The sequence below is a fragment of the Microbacterium pollutisoli genome, from assembly GCF_053586795.1.
On the sequence record NZ_JBNYWT010000001.1, the window covers coordinates 53,819 to 67,316 of the forward strand.

Sequence of the window (13,498 nt, forward strand, 5' to 3'; positions counted from 1 at the left end):
AAGTCATCCTCGGGGGCGACGACGCAGACCCGCGCCGCGACGAGGCTTGAAGCATGGAAACTCCCGTGCTCCAGGCCACCGGCCTCGTCAAGACTTTCGGAACCACCACCGCCCTCGCCGGCGTCGACCTCACGATCCACCGCGGCGAGTCCGTCGCGGTCATGGGCGCGTCCGGATCGGGCAAGACCACGCTGCTCCACGTGCTCGCCGGCATCACCGCCCCCGACCAGGGGACGGTCGTGTACACCCCGGCATCCGGCACCCCCGTGCGGGTGACCGACCTCGGGGAGACGGCACGATCGCAGCTGCGGCGCGACCGGTTCGGATTCGTCTTCCAGGAGGGCCTGCTCATCCCCGAGCTCACCGCCGTCGAGAACGTCGCCATCGCCCTCATGATCACCGGCGTCTCCCGCGCCGATGCCACCGCCCGCGCCACGCAGTGGCTGGCCGCACTCGGGCTCGCCGGTATGGAGGAGCGGCGCATCAGCGAGCTCTCCGGCGGCCAGGCGCAGCGCGTCGCCATCGCCCGCGCGCAGGTCACCGGCGCCGAGATCGTCTTCGCCGACGAGCCCACCGGCGCCCTCGACTCGCACACCTCGGTCGAGGTCATGAGCGCCCTCCTGCACGCCACCACCGAACAGGGCCGCACTCTCGTCGTCGTCACCCATGACCCCGACATCGCCGCCCGCTGCTCGCGCATCGTCTCGGTGCGCGACGGTCGCCTGGTCACCGGAAAGGTGGCGGCATGAACCCCGGCGTGCTGAGGATGCTGCTGCGCCCCGGGCGCGGCGAACGCCACGTGCTCGCGCTGCCGATCGTGGCCTTCGCCACCGTGAGCGCCCTGGTAATCACCGTCGTCGGCGGCGCGCAGGCGTTCTGGCGCTGGGATGATGTCGAGGCGCCGATCTACCACGCGCTCGCCGCCATCGCCCTCGTCCTGCTGGTCGTCCCCCTCGTCACGCTGGGCGGGGCTGCCGCGCGCCTGTCGGCCCGCCGCCGCGACGAGCGCCTCTCGACGCTGCGGCTCCTGGGCGTGACCCCGGCCGGCGTCGTCGTTGCGACCGTCGTCGAGTCCGCGCTGGTCGCGGCCGTCGGCGCCCTCGCCGGCGTGGTCCTGCACCTCGCGCTCGTGCCGCTGGTGGGCCTCATCCCGTTCCGCGGCGCGGCCCTCGGCGCCGGCTCGGTGCTGCTGCCCCTGCCCACCGTCCTGGTCGTCGTCACGGCCATCGTGCTGCTGGCGGCCACGAGCGCCGCGCTGGGCCTGCGCAAGGTCGTCATCTCACCGCTCGGCGTGCGCACGCGTCAGAGCGCCGGCACCTCCCACTGGATCCGCGCCGTCATCGCGGTCGGCGTCCTGTGCGTCGCCTTCGCCCTCATCTCGCTCGTGCCGGCGGCCGCCGACATGCTGCCGACGATCATCGTGCTCACCGGCGCGTTCGCCATCGCATTCGCCGTCCTGAACGTGATCGGCCCCTGGGTGCTGCGCCTGCAGGCGCGCCTCCGCCTGCGCCGTGCCCGACGCGCCGACCAGCTGCTGTCGGCGCGGACCGTGCTCGAAGCGCCCAAGGCGGCATGGCGTCAAGTCAGCGGCATCGCGATGGCCAGCTTCATCGCCGTGTTCGCCGGCACCGCCGTCGCCCTGCTCGACGTCATGGGCACCGGCAACCAGGCGGACCTCCAGCTCGCCGTCGACATCCGCACCGGGGTGATCGTGACCCTCGTCGCCTCTTTCCTCATGGTGGCCGCGTCGGTCGGAGTCAACCAGGCGGCCGAGATCCTCGACCGCGGAGACCTGCACCGCAGCCTGCACCGGCTCGGCATGCCCATGACGACGGTCGAGCGGGCGCGCCGCGGCGCGGTCATGAGCCCGCTGCTGCTGGCCGCGGTCGGCTCGGCGGTGTGCGCCGGCGTGCTCATCCTCCCGCTGCTGGGAGTCGCCCTGGTGACCGCCCCCGTCTCGCTGATCACGACCGCCGCGGTCATCGCGGTCGGTTTCGCGATCGTCTGGCTGGGGCTGCGTGCCACCCGCCCGATCCTGAGCCGGGCGTTCGCCGCGGCGTGATCCGCCGGCCGGGCGTCACCCGCGCCCGGCCCACGGGTCGTAATCGACCTCGAGCGGCTCCTGCGGGGGCCGCTCCGATTCGGGCACATGCTGCAGGTTCACCCGGATGCGGTACCAGAGCGAGCTCGAACCGCGCATCCCGTCGACGAGCACATCGGCCGGACGCAGCTGCGCCACGACCCGGGGGTGCCGGTCCTTCCACCGCTCGAGCCCTTCGAGCGCCTCGTCCTTCGTCTTGGCCCGGGCGATCTCGATGAGCGGCATCGTCGACTGGCGGCGCCCCGACCCGTCGCCGCCGCGCGGCGCACGCTCAGCCGGACCCAGCTCGTCGGCCAGCGCCAGCAGCTTCTCCAGCGACCCGGCCGCGTCGTCCATGCCGGCGTGCGGACCGCCGATGTCGGCGAACCGGTCCGGAACCGTGCGGACCGTGAACTCGTCGGGCCGCCGCGTGCGCAGCTCGTCCCACCCCAACGGCGTCGACACCCGCGCATCCGGCAACGGCCGCACCGAGTAGGCCGAGGCGACCGTGCGGTCCTTCGCGTTCTGGTTGAAGTCGACGAACACGCTTTCGCCGCGCTCCTCCTTCCACCAGTGCGCCGTGGCCAGACCCGGCGCCCGGTTCTCCACCTCGCGGGCCAGGGTCTGCGCCGCCAGCCGCACGTCCGGATACTCCCACCGCGGGTCGATGCGCACCAGCACATGGATGCCGCGCGACCCGCTCGTCTTCGGCCAGCCCACCAGCCCCACGTCGTCGAGCACATCGCGGGCCACGAACGCGGCATCCACGATCTGCGCCCACTCCACGCCGGGCATGGGGTCCAGGTCGATGCGCAGCTCATCGGGATGGTCCAGATCCCACGCGCGCACCGGATGCGGGTTCAGATCCACGCAGCCGAGATTGACGACCCACGCCAGGCCCGCGGCATCCTGGATCACCGTCTCTTCGGCACTTGTGCCCGACGCGTACTCGAGCGTCGCCGTCTGGATGAAATCCGGATGCTTCTCCGGCACGCGCTTCTGGAAGAACGGCTGCCGGTCGATGCCCTTCACGAAGCGCTTGAGCACCATCGGCCGGTCGGCGGCGCCGCGCAGCGCCCCCTCGGCCACCGACAGGTAATAGTCGACCAGGTCGCGCTTGGTGAGCCCCGCCTCGGCGAACACCACCTTGCCCGGATGGGTGATGCGCACCTCGTGGTCGCCGATCTCGAGCATGACCGCGTCGTCCTTCGCCATGGCGCCCACGATACGAGCGCCGCCACCGCCCCGCGACGGGGTTGACGGCGCTACCGCGACCGGTTCGGCGCGTCAAGGCCCTGCGCACACGACCCGTCGCCGGTCATGCTCGCCGCAGAGCGAAAGGAACCCTCCCATGAGCATGGACAACCCCGACCAGGCCCCCATCGACCCCAGCACGGGAATGGCGCAGGAACCCGCGCTGCCCGAGCCCAGCGACGCCGAGGCGCCCGACGTGAACGAGCCGGAGACGGGCTTCGGCGCGGGAGAGTCGACCGACGTCGACCCCGACCTCGCGCTGGACAACCCCACCGACGAGGACGACACCCGGTGACGGCACGCGCCCCGGTGGCCGGCCGCCGGCGGTGATCGGCGACCCACGCGAAAGCGCCGGCGACGGAGAGGGCTGAGGTCTCCGCCGCCGGCGCGGCTTCGTGCGAGGGGGCGTGGGCCGTCAGGCCGTCTGGTCGCGGTGCGTGCCCTCGCCGATCTCCTCGACCAGCTTGGCGTTGAACGCCGGCAGGTCGTCCGGGGTGCGGCTCGTGACGAACCCGGCATCCACCACGACCTCCTCGTCGACCCAGTCGGCCCCCGCGTTGCGCAGGTCGGTCTGCAGGCTGGGGTAGCTGGTCATCTTGCGCCCGTCGACGACATCGGCCTCGACGAGGATCCACGCGGCGTGGCAGATCGCGCCGACCGGCTTGTGCCGCGCGAAGAAGTCCTTCGCGAAGGCGATCGACGCGTCGTCCATGCGCAGGTGGTCGGCGTTGACGACGCCGCCGGGCAGCACCAGCGCGTCGTAGTCGTCGGCCTTCGCATGCGCGGCCGACACCTCGACCGGCTGGGTGTGCCCCTTCTTGCCCTCGATCGAATCAGCCGTGGGCGAGACCATCACCGCCCGGGCTCCGGCATCCGTCACCGCCTGCCACGGCGACGTCAGCTCACTGTCTTCGTAGCCGTTCGTCGCGAGGAAGGCCACCGTCTTACCGGTCAGATCCGCCATAGTTCTCACTCTCTCCATCCGTTTCGGGTCGGTACTTTGCGGCACGCTACGGCAGCGTCCACCGGCGCCGTAGGGCCTTGACAAAGCCCGCCCGTCACAGCACTGTGAGGCCATAACCTGTGGCCACAGAGGAGCTGGGGATGAGCTCGGATGCGTCGGGGCAGGGCGGCACGCTGATCGCGTCGGTCCAGCGTGCGCTACGGCTGGTCGACATGGTGGCCAACGCGTCGCGGCCCGTGACGACCAAGGCGCTCGCGCAGGCCTCGGGGCTGACCCCGGGCACCACCTACAACCTCGTGCGCACCCTGCTGCGGGAGGGATATCTCACCAACCATCCCGACGGGCTGGTGCTCGGCTCCCGGTTCCTCGGCGTGCACGAGGAAGGGTCGGGGCTGTTCCTCGCCCGAGTGCGGGAATCGCTGCGCGAGGTGGCCGAAGGGCTCGGCGCGACGGCCTACCTGTCGCGGTACGACGACGGCGAGGTGCACCTGGTCGACATCGTGGACGCGAAAGCGAACCCGCGCGTCGAATTGTGGGTCGGGCTGCATGACAGTGCGCACGCGACCGCGCTGGGCAAGCAGATCCTGGCCGAGCTCTCGACCGACGAACGCCACGACTACCTCTCGCGGCACGAACTCGAAGAGCTCACGCCGTACACCATCAGCGACCGCCGGCTGCTGCTGCGCCAGCTCGAGCGCCCCGCGCCGGCCGTGCTCGACCGGCAGGAATACGCCATCGGCTTCGACTGTCTGGCCGTGCCGGTGCGTGCCCCGGGCATCACCGCCTCGCTCGCCGTCTCGCTGCCCGCCCACGCTGCGAAGCAGACGACCGCCGATCTGGCGGCGCGACTCCGGACGATCGGCAACCGGCTGTCGCTGCGCCTGGGGGCCGAACGACTCGACGACCGGTGACGCGGCTGTTCCCCAGGTTCACCATCTGAAATCTTCGGTCTGTCGCGGTGGCGGCCGGCGCCCTAACGTGGGTCAGGTAAAACGGCATCCGGTGTCTGCGTGCGTTGTCCCCAGCACGGCGCAGACGTCATCCCCCATACCGGATCGATCTCCGTGATGGCGCGCCGTCCGGCTTCCCCAAGGCCGGACGGCGCGCCGACTTCTTTCAGATGCGGGCGGCGATCTCGGCGGCGTCGACGCCGCGGGGGAGCGCTCCGTACAGACCGAGGGATGCCTCCTCACCCAGTCGCGCCGCGGTGAAACCGTCGGCGACCGGCGCCGGCGCGAAGCGCACCAGCAGCGAGGCCTGCAGGGCGAGGGCCAACGCGGCGACGAGACGCCGGGCCCCGGCATCCGGCACCGGATCGGCGGCGACCTCGGCCACCAGCCGCCGGGTGTGGTCGAGATGCGCGTCGAGGCGCCGGTCGGCGCCGCGGGCGAGTGACACCTCGGTATCGAACGCCTCAAGCGTCTCGGGCTCCCGCACCAGCGCGCGCAGCACGTCGAGGGCGATGACGTTGCCCGACCCCTCCCACACCGCCATGACCGGCTGCTCGCGGTACCGCATCGCGAGCGGGAACTGCTCGGTGTAGCCGTTGCCGCCGAGGCATTCGAGCGCTTCGTAGGCGTGGCCCGGGCCCCGCTTGCAGATCCAGTACTTCGCCACGGCGGTGGCCACGCGCCGGAAGGCCTTCTCGGTGTCCGATGCGTCGTCGTCGTGGGCACGGGCGAGTCGCATCGCGGTCGCTGTGGCCGCCTCGGTCTCGAGCTGCAGGTCGGCGAGCACCGCCGTCATCGCCGGCTGGTCGATGAGCGTCCGCCCGAACGCGGTGCGGTGCCGGGCGTGCCACGCCGCCTCGGCGACGGCCTGGCGCATGCCCGCCGTCGACCCGTAGACGCAGTCGAGACGGGTGCGCGCGACCATGTCGATGATGGCGCGCACCCCGCGGCCCTCCTCGCCGACGAGGTGCCCCTCGGCATCCACATACTCGACCTCGCTCGACGCGTTCGCGCGGTTGCCGAGCTTGTCCTTGAGGCGCTGAATGCGGATGCCGGTGCGCTCGCCGTCGTCGGTCAGCCGCGGCACCAGGAAGCACGACAGACCGGCCGGCGCCTGTGCGAGGACGAGGAACGCGTCGGACATCGGGGCGCTGCAGAACCACTTGTGTCCGGTCAGCGCGTAGCGGCCGGCGCCCAGGGGCCGGGCCGTGGTGGTGCCGGCGCGCACGTCGGAGCCGCCCTGCTTCTCGGTCATCGCCATGCCGAACAGGGCGCTGTGTTTCCCGGGCCGCAGTGCCGGGTCGTAGGTGGTGCTGTAGACGCGGTCGAGCCAGGCGCCGCCGACGTCCGGGTGCTGCTGCAGCACGGGCACGACCGCGTGGGTCATCGACACGGGGCAGGCGTGGCCGGGTTCGACCTGCGCGTAGAGCATGAAGGTGGCCGCGCGGGCGACACTGGCGCCGGGGTGCGGGTCGACGTAGGCCGAGGTGTGTGCGCCGTCGGCGACCGCGGCGCCGATGATGCGGTGGTAGGCGTCATCGTAGGTGACCTCGTCGATGCGGTGGCCGTACCGGTCGTGGGTGTGGAGCACCGGCTCGTGGATGTTCGCACGCTCGGCATCCCGCTGGAACGCTGCAGTGCCCACGCGCTGCCCGGTCAGGTGCAGCCGGTGGTGCGCCCACGCCGCATCGTGCCGCTCGACGGCCTCGACGAGCGCAAGGTGGGTGCCGTACTCGTCGATGTCGACGCGCGGCGGAGGCTGGTTCACGACGTCGTGGGTGCTCATGAGCCCCATCGAATCAGGCGGGCGGCGGCCGCGCCAGGGTGCTCACACGCCGACGTGCAGGCTCAGCGGTCGGCGACGGCGGCGTCGAGCCGCTCGAGGATCTCGACGCACCGCTCGACGTCCTCCGGCGTGCCCGCCAGTTCGAACTCGAACAGCACCGGCCGTCCCGACACCTGCGCGAGCTGACGGGCGGCGGCCTGGTAGTAGATGCCGAAGTTGCGGTTGCCCGACCCGATGATGCCGATCAGCCGCCGCCGGTTCATCGGGGAGCGCAGAAAGCTGCGCACCGGAGCGGGAAGGGTGACCTCTTCGGCATTGCCCGCCTTGTACGAGGGGGTCAGCAGCACCCACGGGCCCGACACCTCGCGGCGGCGCACCGCGGGGTCGGCGAGGTTGAACACGGCGCGGCCGTCGGCGGCGGCCAGATGCTCGGCGAACCGCCCGGTCAGATTCGAGACCGAGGAGTAGTAGTACACCGGCACCTTGGACATAGGGCCCAGTCTGCGCCGATCGGCCGGCGCCTGCACCGTCGGAGCGGCGTGACAAACCCCGCGCGTACGATCGGGCCGACCGCGCGCTCGACACGCTCATCGGGGTCGTGGAGGGCACCGGGGTCGCGGTCGTGTCGGCGTACGTGCGCCGCGCCCGCCGCGCCACGACCGCCTAACCTGGGGGTATGCAGCAACGACCCCTCGGCCGCACCGGCCGCACCGTGTCCACCATCGGCCTGGGAACGTGGCAGCTCGGCGCCGACTGGGGCGACGTGTCCGAAGACGCCGCCCTCGACGTGTTGGCCGCGTCGGCCGACGCGGGTGTGACCCTGTTCGATACCGCCGACGTGTACGGCGACGGACGCAGCGAGTCGATCATCGGCCGGTTCTTGGCCTCCCGCCCGGGCCACGGCATCACGGTGGCGACCAAGATGGGGCGCCGCGTCGCGCAGGAGCCGGGCAACTACACGCCCGAGAACTTCCGCGCCTGGACCGACCGTTCGCGCCGCAACCTCGGCGTCGACACCCTCGACCTCGTGCAGCTGCACTGCCCGCCCACCGAGGTCATCGAGGCCGACGCCACGTACGACGCCCTCGACGAGCTGGTCGCCGCCGGCAGCATCGCCGCCTACGGCGTCTCGGTCGAGACGTGCGCGCAGGCGCTCGCCGCCATCGCGCGCCCGAACGTGACCAACGTGCAGATCATCCTCAACCCGTTCCGGCTGAAGCCGCTCGACGAGGTGCTCCCGGCGGCAGCGGATGCCGGTGTCGCCATCTTCGCGCGCGTGCCGCTGGCCTCGGGTCTCCTCAGTGGAAAGTACACCGCGGACACGACGTTCGCGGAGAACGACCACCGCAGCTTCAACCGGCACGGTGAGGCCTTCGACCAGGGCGAGACGTTCTCCGGCGTCGACTATGAGGTGGGGCTGCGGGCCGTCGCCGAGCTCGAGGGTTCGCTGCCGGACGGCGTGAACCTGCCGACTGCGGCGCTGGCGTGGGCCGCCACCCGCCCGGGGGCGACCTCGGTGATCCCGGGTGCGCGCAACGTGGCGCAGGCGCAGTCGAACGCGGCCGCCGCCGCGGTGATCGACACCGTCGATCTGTCGCGGTTCGAGGCCGCCGTCGTCGACGTCTACGACCGCCTGCTGCGCGAGAGCATCCACCCGCGCTGGTGACGACGTCGGTTGCGCCCCGGCGCGGCGCCGCCGACCATGGAACGGTGGGTGCCCGTCGAACCGGAATCGCGCCGTGGCTGGTCACGGCTCTGTCGGCCGTGGCTTCGTTCGCCCTGGTCGGCGCCGCGGCGCTGACCGACCCGGGCGCTGCGGACGTCTCCGTGCCTCGCGCCGACACGACGCTGCCGGCACCGGCACCCACCTCGGTGGACGGAGAACCGGGGCAGACCGGACCCGACGCGGACACGGCCACGTACGACACCCGCCGTCTGCCGCGCCTGGATGTGTGGGTCGTCGACGGACGCCTGCCCGTCGACGACGACCCGTTCGGGCCGATGGCCGGCTATGTCGCGCAGCCGCACGAGGGCGGGGCCCCGGTGTTCGCCGAGCCGGGGGCGGAGCCGATCGCCTACCTGCCGCGCAACCAGACCTACGGGGGGACCAGCGTGCCGGTCGTCGAGCGACACGAGCACTGGCTGAAGGTCCTGCTGCCGGGACGTCAGGGTGTGCCGCCGCGCGGCGACGCCGGTCAGGTGGTGGGGTGGTTCCGCACGGCCGATGTGGAGCAGCGGCGCAACGACGCCTACGTCGAGGTGCACCTCGAGGCCCGGACTATCGACATCGTCACCGCCGCCGGGCTCGAGCGCGTCGCGGACGACTTCTCGTGGGGGAAACCGTCGACGCCGACGCCCACCGGGCGCACCTTCATCATGCTCACCAAGGTCGAGCCGCGGTTCGCGTATACGAAGGGGCACCCGCTCGTGTATCTCGGGGTGCAGTCGCCGGCGATGGCCGGGTTCGACGGGGGAGACGTCGCCGTCACGGCGTTCCACTACTACAAGGTGCGCTCGGGACCGAATTCCTTCGGGTGCATCTATCTCGACGGGCCCGCGACCGACCGGCTCGCACAGCTGGCGGAGGGGACGCCGGTGGTGATCCACCCGTAGGGCGACGACGGGGCGTGCCGGGTCACTGCGCCGCGTACACGGCCCGCTCGAACTCGGCGATGCCGTTGGCAGCCGGGGGATCGAAGAACGGCAGCAGCTGCGCGGCCCAGACGGCGGCGATGTCCGAGGTGCGGTCGATCCAATAGTGGATGTTGCCCAGGCCCGCCCACGACAGCGATCCGGCGCGGCGCCCGCCGGGCACATCGTCGTCATTGACCAGGAACGAGTAGGCCCACGACTTGGGTCCCGGCACGAGATCGGCGGGCCGGGTGAGGGCGGGGATCGCAGCCGTCAGCGGTGTGGCGACGAGTCCCGGATGGGGGCGCACAGCCCACTCGAGCGTCTCTGGGCGCAACACCCGACCGCCCGGCGCAGAGCCGTCGCCGAGCCACACCCGCAGCAGCGCGAGCACATCGGGCACGGTGGAGAACAGCCCCTGGCCGCCCATGTCGAGCTCCGGTGTATCCGGTGGGCTCGCTCGGGCGGGGACGATCTCGCCCTCGCGGTTGCGGCGGTGCATCGTCGCCAGCCGTGCCCGCATGTCGTGCGTCAGATCGAACGACGTCGACTGCATGCCGCAGGGGGCATAGATGCGCTCGCGTAAAACGTCTTCGAGCCGCCGGCCGCACACGGCGGACACGATCAGGCCCATCCAGTCCATCGAGGTGCCGTAGGTCCAGCGCTCGCCCGGGTCGTGCAGCAGCGGGGTGGTGATCGAATCCCGCAGGGGTGTGGTCGACGGCAGCGCGAGGCGCCGGCGGGAGATCGCGGCGTAGCGTTCGTCGAACATGTCGTAGGCCAAGCCCGAGGTGTGCAGCAGCAGCATCCGCGGGGTGATGTCGCGCACCGGTGGGCGTGTGTGGGCGGTGCCGTCGGGGTCGAGGCCGGTGAGCACCTGGAGGGCGCCGATCTCGGGCAGGTAGTCGCGGGCCGGGGCGTCGAGGTCGATCAGGCCGTCCTCGACGCACTGCAGGGCCGCGGTCGCGGTGAACGCCTTCGTCACCGAGTACAGCGCGATCACGGTGTCGGCGGCCGCGGCGAGTCCTTCCGACCGGATGCCGGCGGCGTGCAGCGCGATCGTCTCGCTCGGCGAGGTGATCCCGGCGACGACCATCGGCACGCCCGCGTCGACCGCCGCGTCGACTGCGCTGCGCACCCGGTCGTCGGGGGTGCGGACGGCCGCGTCGTCCCGCGCGCTGCTGTCACCGGTCATGCCTGCCCCTTCGCCTGCCCCGAGCCTACGTCGTCCGTCGCTGGCGCCGCGGGCGCGAAGCGCGGCCTCAGGGGCGGGAGAGCTCGATGACCTCGTGGTTCCAGCCCAGTGGGTGGTGCGCCACCCGGCGGCGGAGGCGCCACACCTCTGCGGCTGACCCTCGTCGGCCTTGCCCTGGGCGCGGTGCTGAACGGGCTGGCATCCACGTTCGCACTCATCAACCCGACGGCGTTCAACCATCTGCGGTTCTGGGCCGCCGGTGATCTGGCCGACCGTGAGCCGGAGGCGCTGCCGGTGGTCGCGGCGTGCATCTTCGTCGGGCTCGTCATCGCTCTGCTGCTGGCCCGGTCCCTGAACGCGTTCACACTCGGCGACGACCTGGCCCGCACCCTGGGCGCCCGCATCGGAATCACGCGCCTCGCCACGGTCGTCGCCATCACGCTGCTGTGCGGCGCGGCGACCTCCGCGGCGGGGCCGATCGCGTTCGTCGGGCTGATGGTGCCGCACGCGGTGCGGTGGTTCACGGGGCCCGACCAGCGGTGGATCCTGCCGTTCTCGCTCGTGCTCGCTCCCGTGCTGCTGCTGGTGTCCGACATCGTGGGGCGTCTCGTGGTCTGGCCGGGCGAACTGCAGGTGGGCATCGTGTCCGCGTTCCTCGGTGCCCCCGTGCTCATCTATCTCGTGCGGCGGACCAAGGCGGCCGCGCTGTGAACGCGAAGGCGGCGGCGCTGTGAACGCGATGACGGATGCCAGAGTGGAGAGCCCCGGGGTATCGACGCTGCGCTGGGGTGCGGTCTCGATGCGGGTGCGCCGGCGTGCGGTGATCGTGTGCCTCGCGCTGGCCGCGGTCGTGGGCGCCGGCATCCTGTCGCAGCTCGCGCTGGGCACCTACACGGTGTCGGTGGGCGACATCGTGGCGGCGCTGTTCGGCCAGGGGGACGAGCGGGTGCGCATGGTCGTGGTCGATTGGCGGCTTCCGCGCGCGCTGGCCGCCGCGATGTTCGGCGCCGCGCTGGGGCTGAGCGGGGCGGTGTTCCAGGCACTGACGAACAACCCGCTGGGCAGCCCCGACGTCATCGGGTTCAACATGGGGTCGTTCTCGGGGGTGCTGCTGGTCATGCTCGCCGGAGGCGCGAGCTTCGCGGCCATCGCTGGGGGAGCGCTCGCCGGCGGACTGGTCACCGCGTTCGCCGTGTATCTGTTCGCGTTCAAGCGTGGGGTGCAGGGATTCCGGCTCATCATCGTCGGAATCGCGGTTGCCGCGATGCTCGGCTCGCTGAACACCTGGATCATGGTCAAGGTCGACGTGGACTTCGCCATGCGCGCCGCGGTGTGGGGCGCGGGCACGCTCAACGGCGTCACCTGGGGGCAGGTGCTGCCGGCGGTGGGGGTGATCCTCGTGCTCATGGTGCTGATCGCGCTGGTCGTGCCGCGGTTGCGTCAGCTCGAGCTGGGTGACGAGATCGCGGCACTGCAGGGGCTGCCGGTCGAGCGCACGAAGACCGTGATGATCGCGTTGGGCATCGCCTTAACGGCGATCGTCGCGGCCGTCGCGGGGCCGATCGCGTTCGTCGCGCTCGCCGCCCCGCAGGTCGCGCGGCGTCTGAGCCGCACGAGCGCGTCGGTCGACCCGGTGACCTCGGCGCTCACCGGCGCGGCGCTGCTCACGCTCGCCGATCTCATCGCGCAGCACGCGCTGCCCGGAACCGCCATCCCCGTCGGCGCCGTCACGGTGTGCATCGGCGGGCTCTACCTCGTCTGGCTGCTGGCAAGGGAGACCAAGACCTCATGACCGAATCGTCGAACCGGCTCTCCGCCACCGGCCTCGAGGTCGCGTACGACGACCGGGTCGTGATCGACGGCGTCGACATCTCGATCCCGGACGGTTCGTTCACCGTGATCGTGGGGCCGAACGCCTGCGGCAAGTCGACGCTGCTGCGCACGCTGTCGCGCCTGCTGCCGGCGTCGCGAGGGTCGGTCGTGCTCGACGGGCGGGAGATCCACGAGTACCGCTCGCGCGAGGTGGCGCGCCGGCTCGGTCTGCTGCCGCAGTCGTCGACGGCGCCGGAGGGCATCGCTGTCGCCGATCTGGTCGCCCGCGGACGCTTCCCGCACCAGTCGCTCATGTCGCGCTGGTCGCGTGAGGACGAGCGCGTGGTGGCCGAGGCGATGGCGGCCACGCGGGTCACCGAGTTGCGCGACCGTCCGCTCGACGAACTGTCGGGTGGACAGCGGCAGCGCGTGTGGGTGGCGATGGCGCTGGCGCAGCAGACGCCGATCCTGCTACTCGACGAGCCCACCACCTTCCTCGACATCGCGCACCAGATCGAACTGCTCGACCTCATCGCGCAGCTGCGCGCCGAAGGTCGCACCGTGGTCGCGGTGCTGCACGAGATCAACCTCGCCGCCCGCTACGCGACGCACCTGATCGCGATGCGCGACGGGAGGATCGTGGCCGAGGGTACGCCGGGCGACGTCGTGACCGAAGCGCTCGTCGAGGAGGTGTTCGGGCTGGCATGCCGGGTGATCCCTGACCCCGACACGGGAGGACCGGTTGTGTTGCCGCGTGGGCGCGCCGTCGCGCAGTTGGAACGCGATTTTCACGGGTGAGTCCGAGGGCTGCGTGGGTCGCTAGGGT

General features: G+C 71.8%; 14 protein-coding genes. 9 read left to right on the forward strand and 5 right to left on the reverse strand.

The features are described 5' to 3' along the window. Window positions 1-53: 53 nt before the first annotated feature. Together ACQ143_RS00265 and ACQ143_RS00270 are read left to right on the forward strand one after the other, a co-directional pair. Window positions 54-749 carry an ABC transporter ATP-binding protein gene (locus ACQ143_RS00265; RefSeq protein WP_449568723.1) on the forward strand — a complete coding sequence of 232 codons (696 nt, stop codon included), beginning with the start codon at window positions 54-56 and terminating at the stop codon, window positions 747-749. Beyond that, complete coding sequence (locus tag ACQ143_RS00270) at window positions 746-2,062, forward strand: FtsX-like permease family protein (RefSeq protein WP_449568724.1); 1,317 nt, start codon at window positions 746-748, stop codon at window positions 2,060-2,062. The genes ACQ143_RS00265 and ACQ143_RS00270 overlap by 4 nt, the downstream gene beginning before the upstream one ends. A 15-nt stretch (window positions 2,063-2,077) precedes the next feature. Here the strand turns inward: ACQ143_RS00270 and ligD are convergent, their stop codons facing one another. Continuing rightward, window positions 2,078-3,295 carry a non-homologous end-joining DNA ligase gene (gene ligD, locus ACQ143_RS00275; protein WP_449568725.1) on the reverse strand — a complete coding sequence of 406 codons (1,218 nt, stop codon included), beginning with the start codon at window positions 3,293-3,295 and terminating at the stop codon, window positions 2,078-2,080. A 136-nt stretch (window positions 3,296-3,431) separates the two neighbouring features. Here ligD and ACQ143_RS00280 point away from each other — a divergent pair, with 136 nt between their 5' ends. Then, window positions 3,432-3,629 carry a hypothetical protein gene (locus ACQ143_RS00280; protein ID WP_449568726.1) on the forward strand — a complete coding sequence of 66 codons (198 nt, stop codon included), beginning with the start codon at window positions 3,432-3,434 and terminating at the stop codon, window positions 3,627-3,629. A gap of 120 nt (window positions 3,630-3,749) precedes the next feature. Here the strand turns inward: ACQ143_RS00280 and ACQ143_RS00285 are convergent, their stop codons facing one another. After that, entirely contained in the window at window positions 3,750-4,298 is a 549-nt protein-coding gene (locus tag ACQ143_RS00285) for a type 1 glutamine amidotransferase domain-containing protein (protein WP_449568727.1), read from the reverse strand. Window positions 4,299-4,438: 140 nt separating this feature from the next. Here ACQ143_RS00285 and ACQ143_RS00290 point away from each other — a divergent pair, with 140 nt between their 5' ends. Continuing rightward, on the forward strand, window positions 4,439-5,209 hold the full coding sequence (locus tag ACQ143_RS00290) for an IclR family transcriptional regulator (protein ID WP_449568728.1): 771 nt from the start codon (window positions 4,439-4,441) through the stop codon (window positions 5,207-5,209). Between the two features lie 205 nt (window positions 5,210-5,414). Here ACQ143_RS00290 and ACQ143_RS00295 read toward each other — a convergent pair whose 3' ends face one another. Continuing rightward, window positions 5,415-7,034, reverse strand: coding sequence for an acyl-CoA dehydrogenase family protein (locus tag ACQ143_RS00295; protein WP_449568729.1), 1,620 nt, complete (start codon window positions 7,032-7,034; stop codon window positions 5,415-5,417). Between the two features lie 62 nt (window positions 7,035-7,096). Next, window positions 7,097-7,525, reverse strand: a complete 429-nt coding sequence (nrdI, locus tag ACQ143_RS00300; RefSeq protein WP_449568730.1) for a class Ib ribonucleoside-diphosphate reductase assembly flavoprotein NrdI — start codon at window positions 7,523-7,525, stop codon at window positions 7,097-7,099. 185 nt (window positions 7,526-7,710) lie between these two features. Here nrdI and ACQ143_RS00305 point away from each other — a divergent pair, with 185 nt between their 5' ends. Both ACQ143_RS00305 and ACQ143_RS00310 read left to right on the forward strand, forming a co-directional pair. Next, window positions 7,711-8,700, forward strand: a complete 990-nt coding sequence (locus ACQ143_RS00305) for an aldo/keto reductase (RefSeq protein WP_449568731.1) — start codon at window positions 7,711-7,713, stop codon at window positions 8,698-8,700. 44 nt (window positions 8,701-8,744) lie between these two features. After that, window positions 8,745-9,647 carry a L,D-transpeptidase gene (locus tag ACQ143_RS00310; protein WP_449568732.1) on the forward strand — a complete coding sequence of 301 codons (903 nt, stop codon included), beginning with the start codon at window positions 8,745-8,747 and terminating at the stop codon, window positions 9,645-9,647. A gap of 22 nt (window positions 9,648-9,669) precedes the next feature. Here ACQ143_RS00310 and ACQ143_RS00315 read toward each other — a convergent pair whose 3' ends face one another. Then, window positions 9,670-10,860, reverse strand: a complete 1,191-nt coding sequence (locus ACQ143_RS00315; RefSeq protein ID WP_449568733.1) for a serine hydrolase domain-containing protein — start codon at window positions 10,858-10,860, stop codon at window positions 9,670-9,672. 108 nt (window positions 10,861-10,968) lie between these two features. Here ACQ143_RS00315 and ACQ143_RS00320 point away from each other — a divergent pair, with 108 nt between their 5' ends. From ACQ143_RS00320 to ACQ143_RS00330, 3 genes are read left to right on the forward strand one after another with little or no spacing between them, the layout of a single operon-like run. Next, window positions 10,969-11,571, forward strand: a complete 603-nt coding sequence (locus ACQ143_RS00320; protein WP_449568734.1) for an iron chelate uptake ABC transporter family permease subunit — start codon at window positions 10,969-10,971, stop codon at window positions 11,569-11,571. Window positions 11,572-11,599: 28 nt separating this feature from the next. Further along, window positions 11,600-12,652 (forward strand): FecCD family ABC transporter permease, encoded by a 1,053-nt coding sequence (locus ACQ143_RS00325; RefSeq protein ID WP_449569551.1) that lies wholly within the window; start codon window positions 11,600-11,602, stop codon window positions 12,650-12,652. Further along, complete coding sequence (locus ACQ143_RS00330; RefSeq protein ID WP_449568735.1) at window positions 12,649-13,470, forward strand: ABC transporter ATP-binding protein; 822 nt, start codon at window positions 12,649-12,651, stop codon at window positions 13,468-13,470. Before ACQ143_RS00325 ends, ACQ143_RS00330 begins: the two co-directional genes overlap by 4 nt. Window positions 13,471-13,498: the final 28 nt, after the last annotated feature.

What these genes read in the sequence shown, in the direction of transcription:
- ACQ143_RS00285 (WP_449568727.1), bottom strand. Translation starts at nt 4,298, where the DNA reads ATGGCGGATCTGACCGGTAAGACGGTGGCCTTCCTCGCGACGAACGGC.
- ligD (WP_449568725.1), bottom strand. Translation starts at nt 3,295, where the DNA reads ATGGCGAAGGACGACGCGGTCATGCTCGAGATCGGCGACCACGAGGTG.
- ACQ143_RS00330 (WP_449568735.1), top strand. Translation starts at nt 12,649, where the DNA reads ATGACCGAATCGTCGAACCGGCTCTCCGCCACCGGCCTCGAGGTCGCG.
- ACQ143_RS00265 (WP_449568723.1), top strand. Translation starts at nt 54, where the DNA reads ATGGAAACTCCCGTGCTCCAGGCCACCGGCCTCGTCAAGACTTTCGGA.
- ACQ143_RS00270 (WP_449568724.1), top strand. Translation starts at nt 746, where the DNA reads ATGAACCCCGGCGTGCTGAGGATGCTGCTGCGCCCCGGGCGCGGCGAA.
- ACQ143_RS00295 (WP_449568729.1), bottom strand. Translation starts at nt 7,034, where the DNA reads ATGAGCACCCACGACGTCGTGAACCAGCCTCCGCCGCGCGTCGACATC.
- ACQ143_RS00315 (WP_449568733.1), bottom strand. Translation starts at nt 10,860, where the DNA reads ATGACCGGTGACAGCAGCGCGCGGGACGACGCGGCCGTCCGCACCCCC.
- ACQ143_RS00280 (WP_449568726.1), top strand. Translation starts at nt 3,432, where the DNA reads ATGAGCATGGACAACCCCGACCAGGCCCCCATCGACCCCAGCACGGGA.
- ACQ143_RS00305 (WP_449568731.1), top strand. Translation starts at nt 7,711, where the DNA reads ATGCAGCAACGACCCCTCGGCCGCACCGGCCGCACCGTGTCCACCATC.
- ACQ143_RS00290 (WP_449568728.1), top strand. Translation starts at nt 4,439, where the DNA reads ATGAGCTCGGATGCGTCGGGGCAGGGCGGCACGCTGATCGCGTCGGTC.
- nrdI (WP_449568730.1), bottom strand. Translation starts at nt 7,525, where the DNA reads ATGTCCAAGGTGCCGGTGTACTACTACTCCTCGGTCTCGAATCTGACC.
- ACQ143_RS00325 (WP_449569551.1), top strand. Translation starts at nt 11,600, where the DNA reads ATGACGGATGCCAGAGTGGAGAGCCCCGGGGTATCGACGCTGCGCTGG.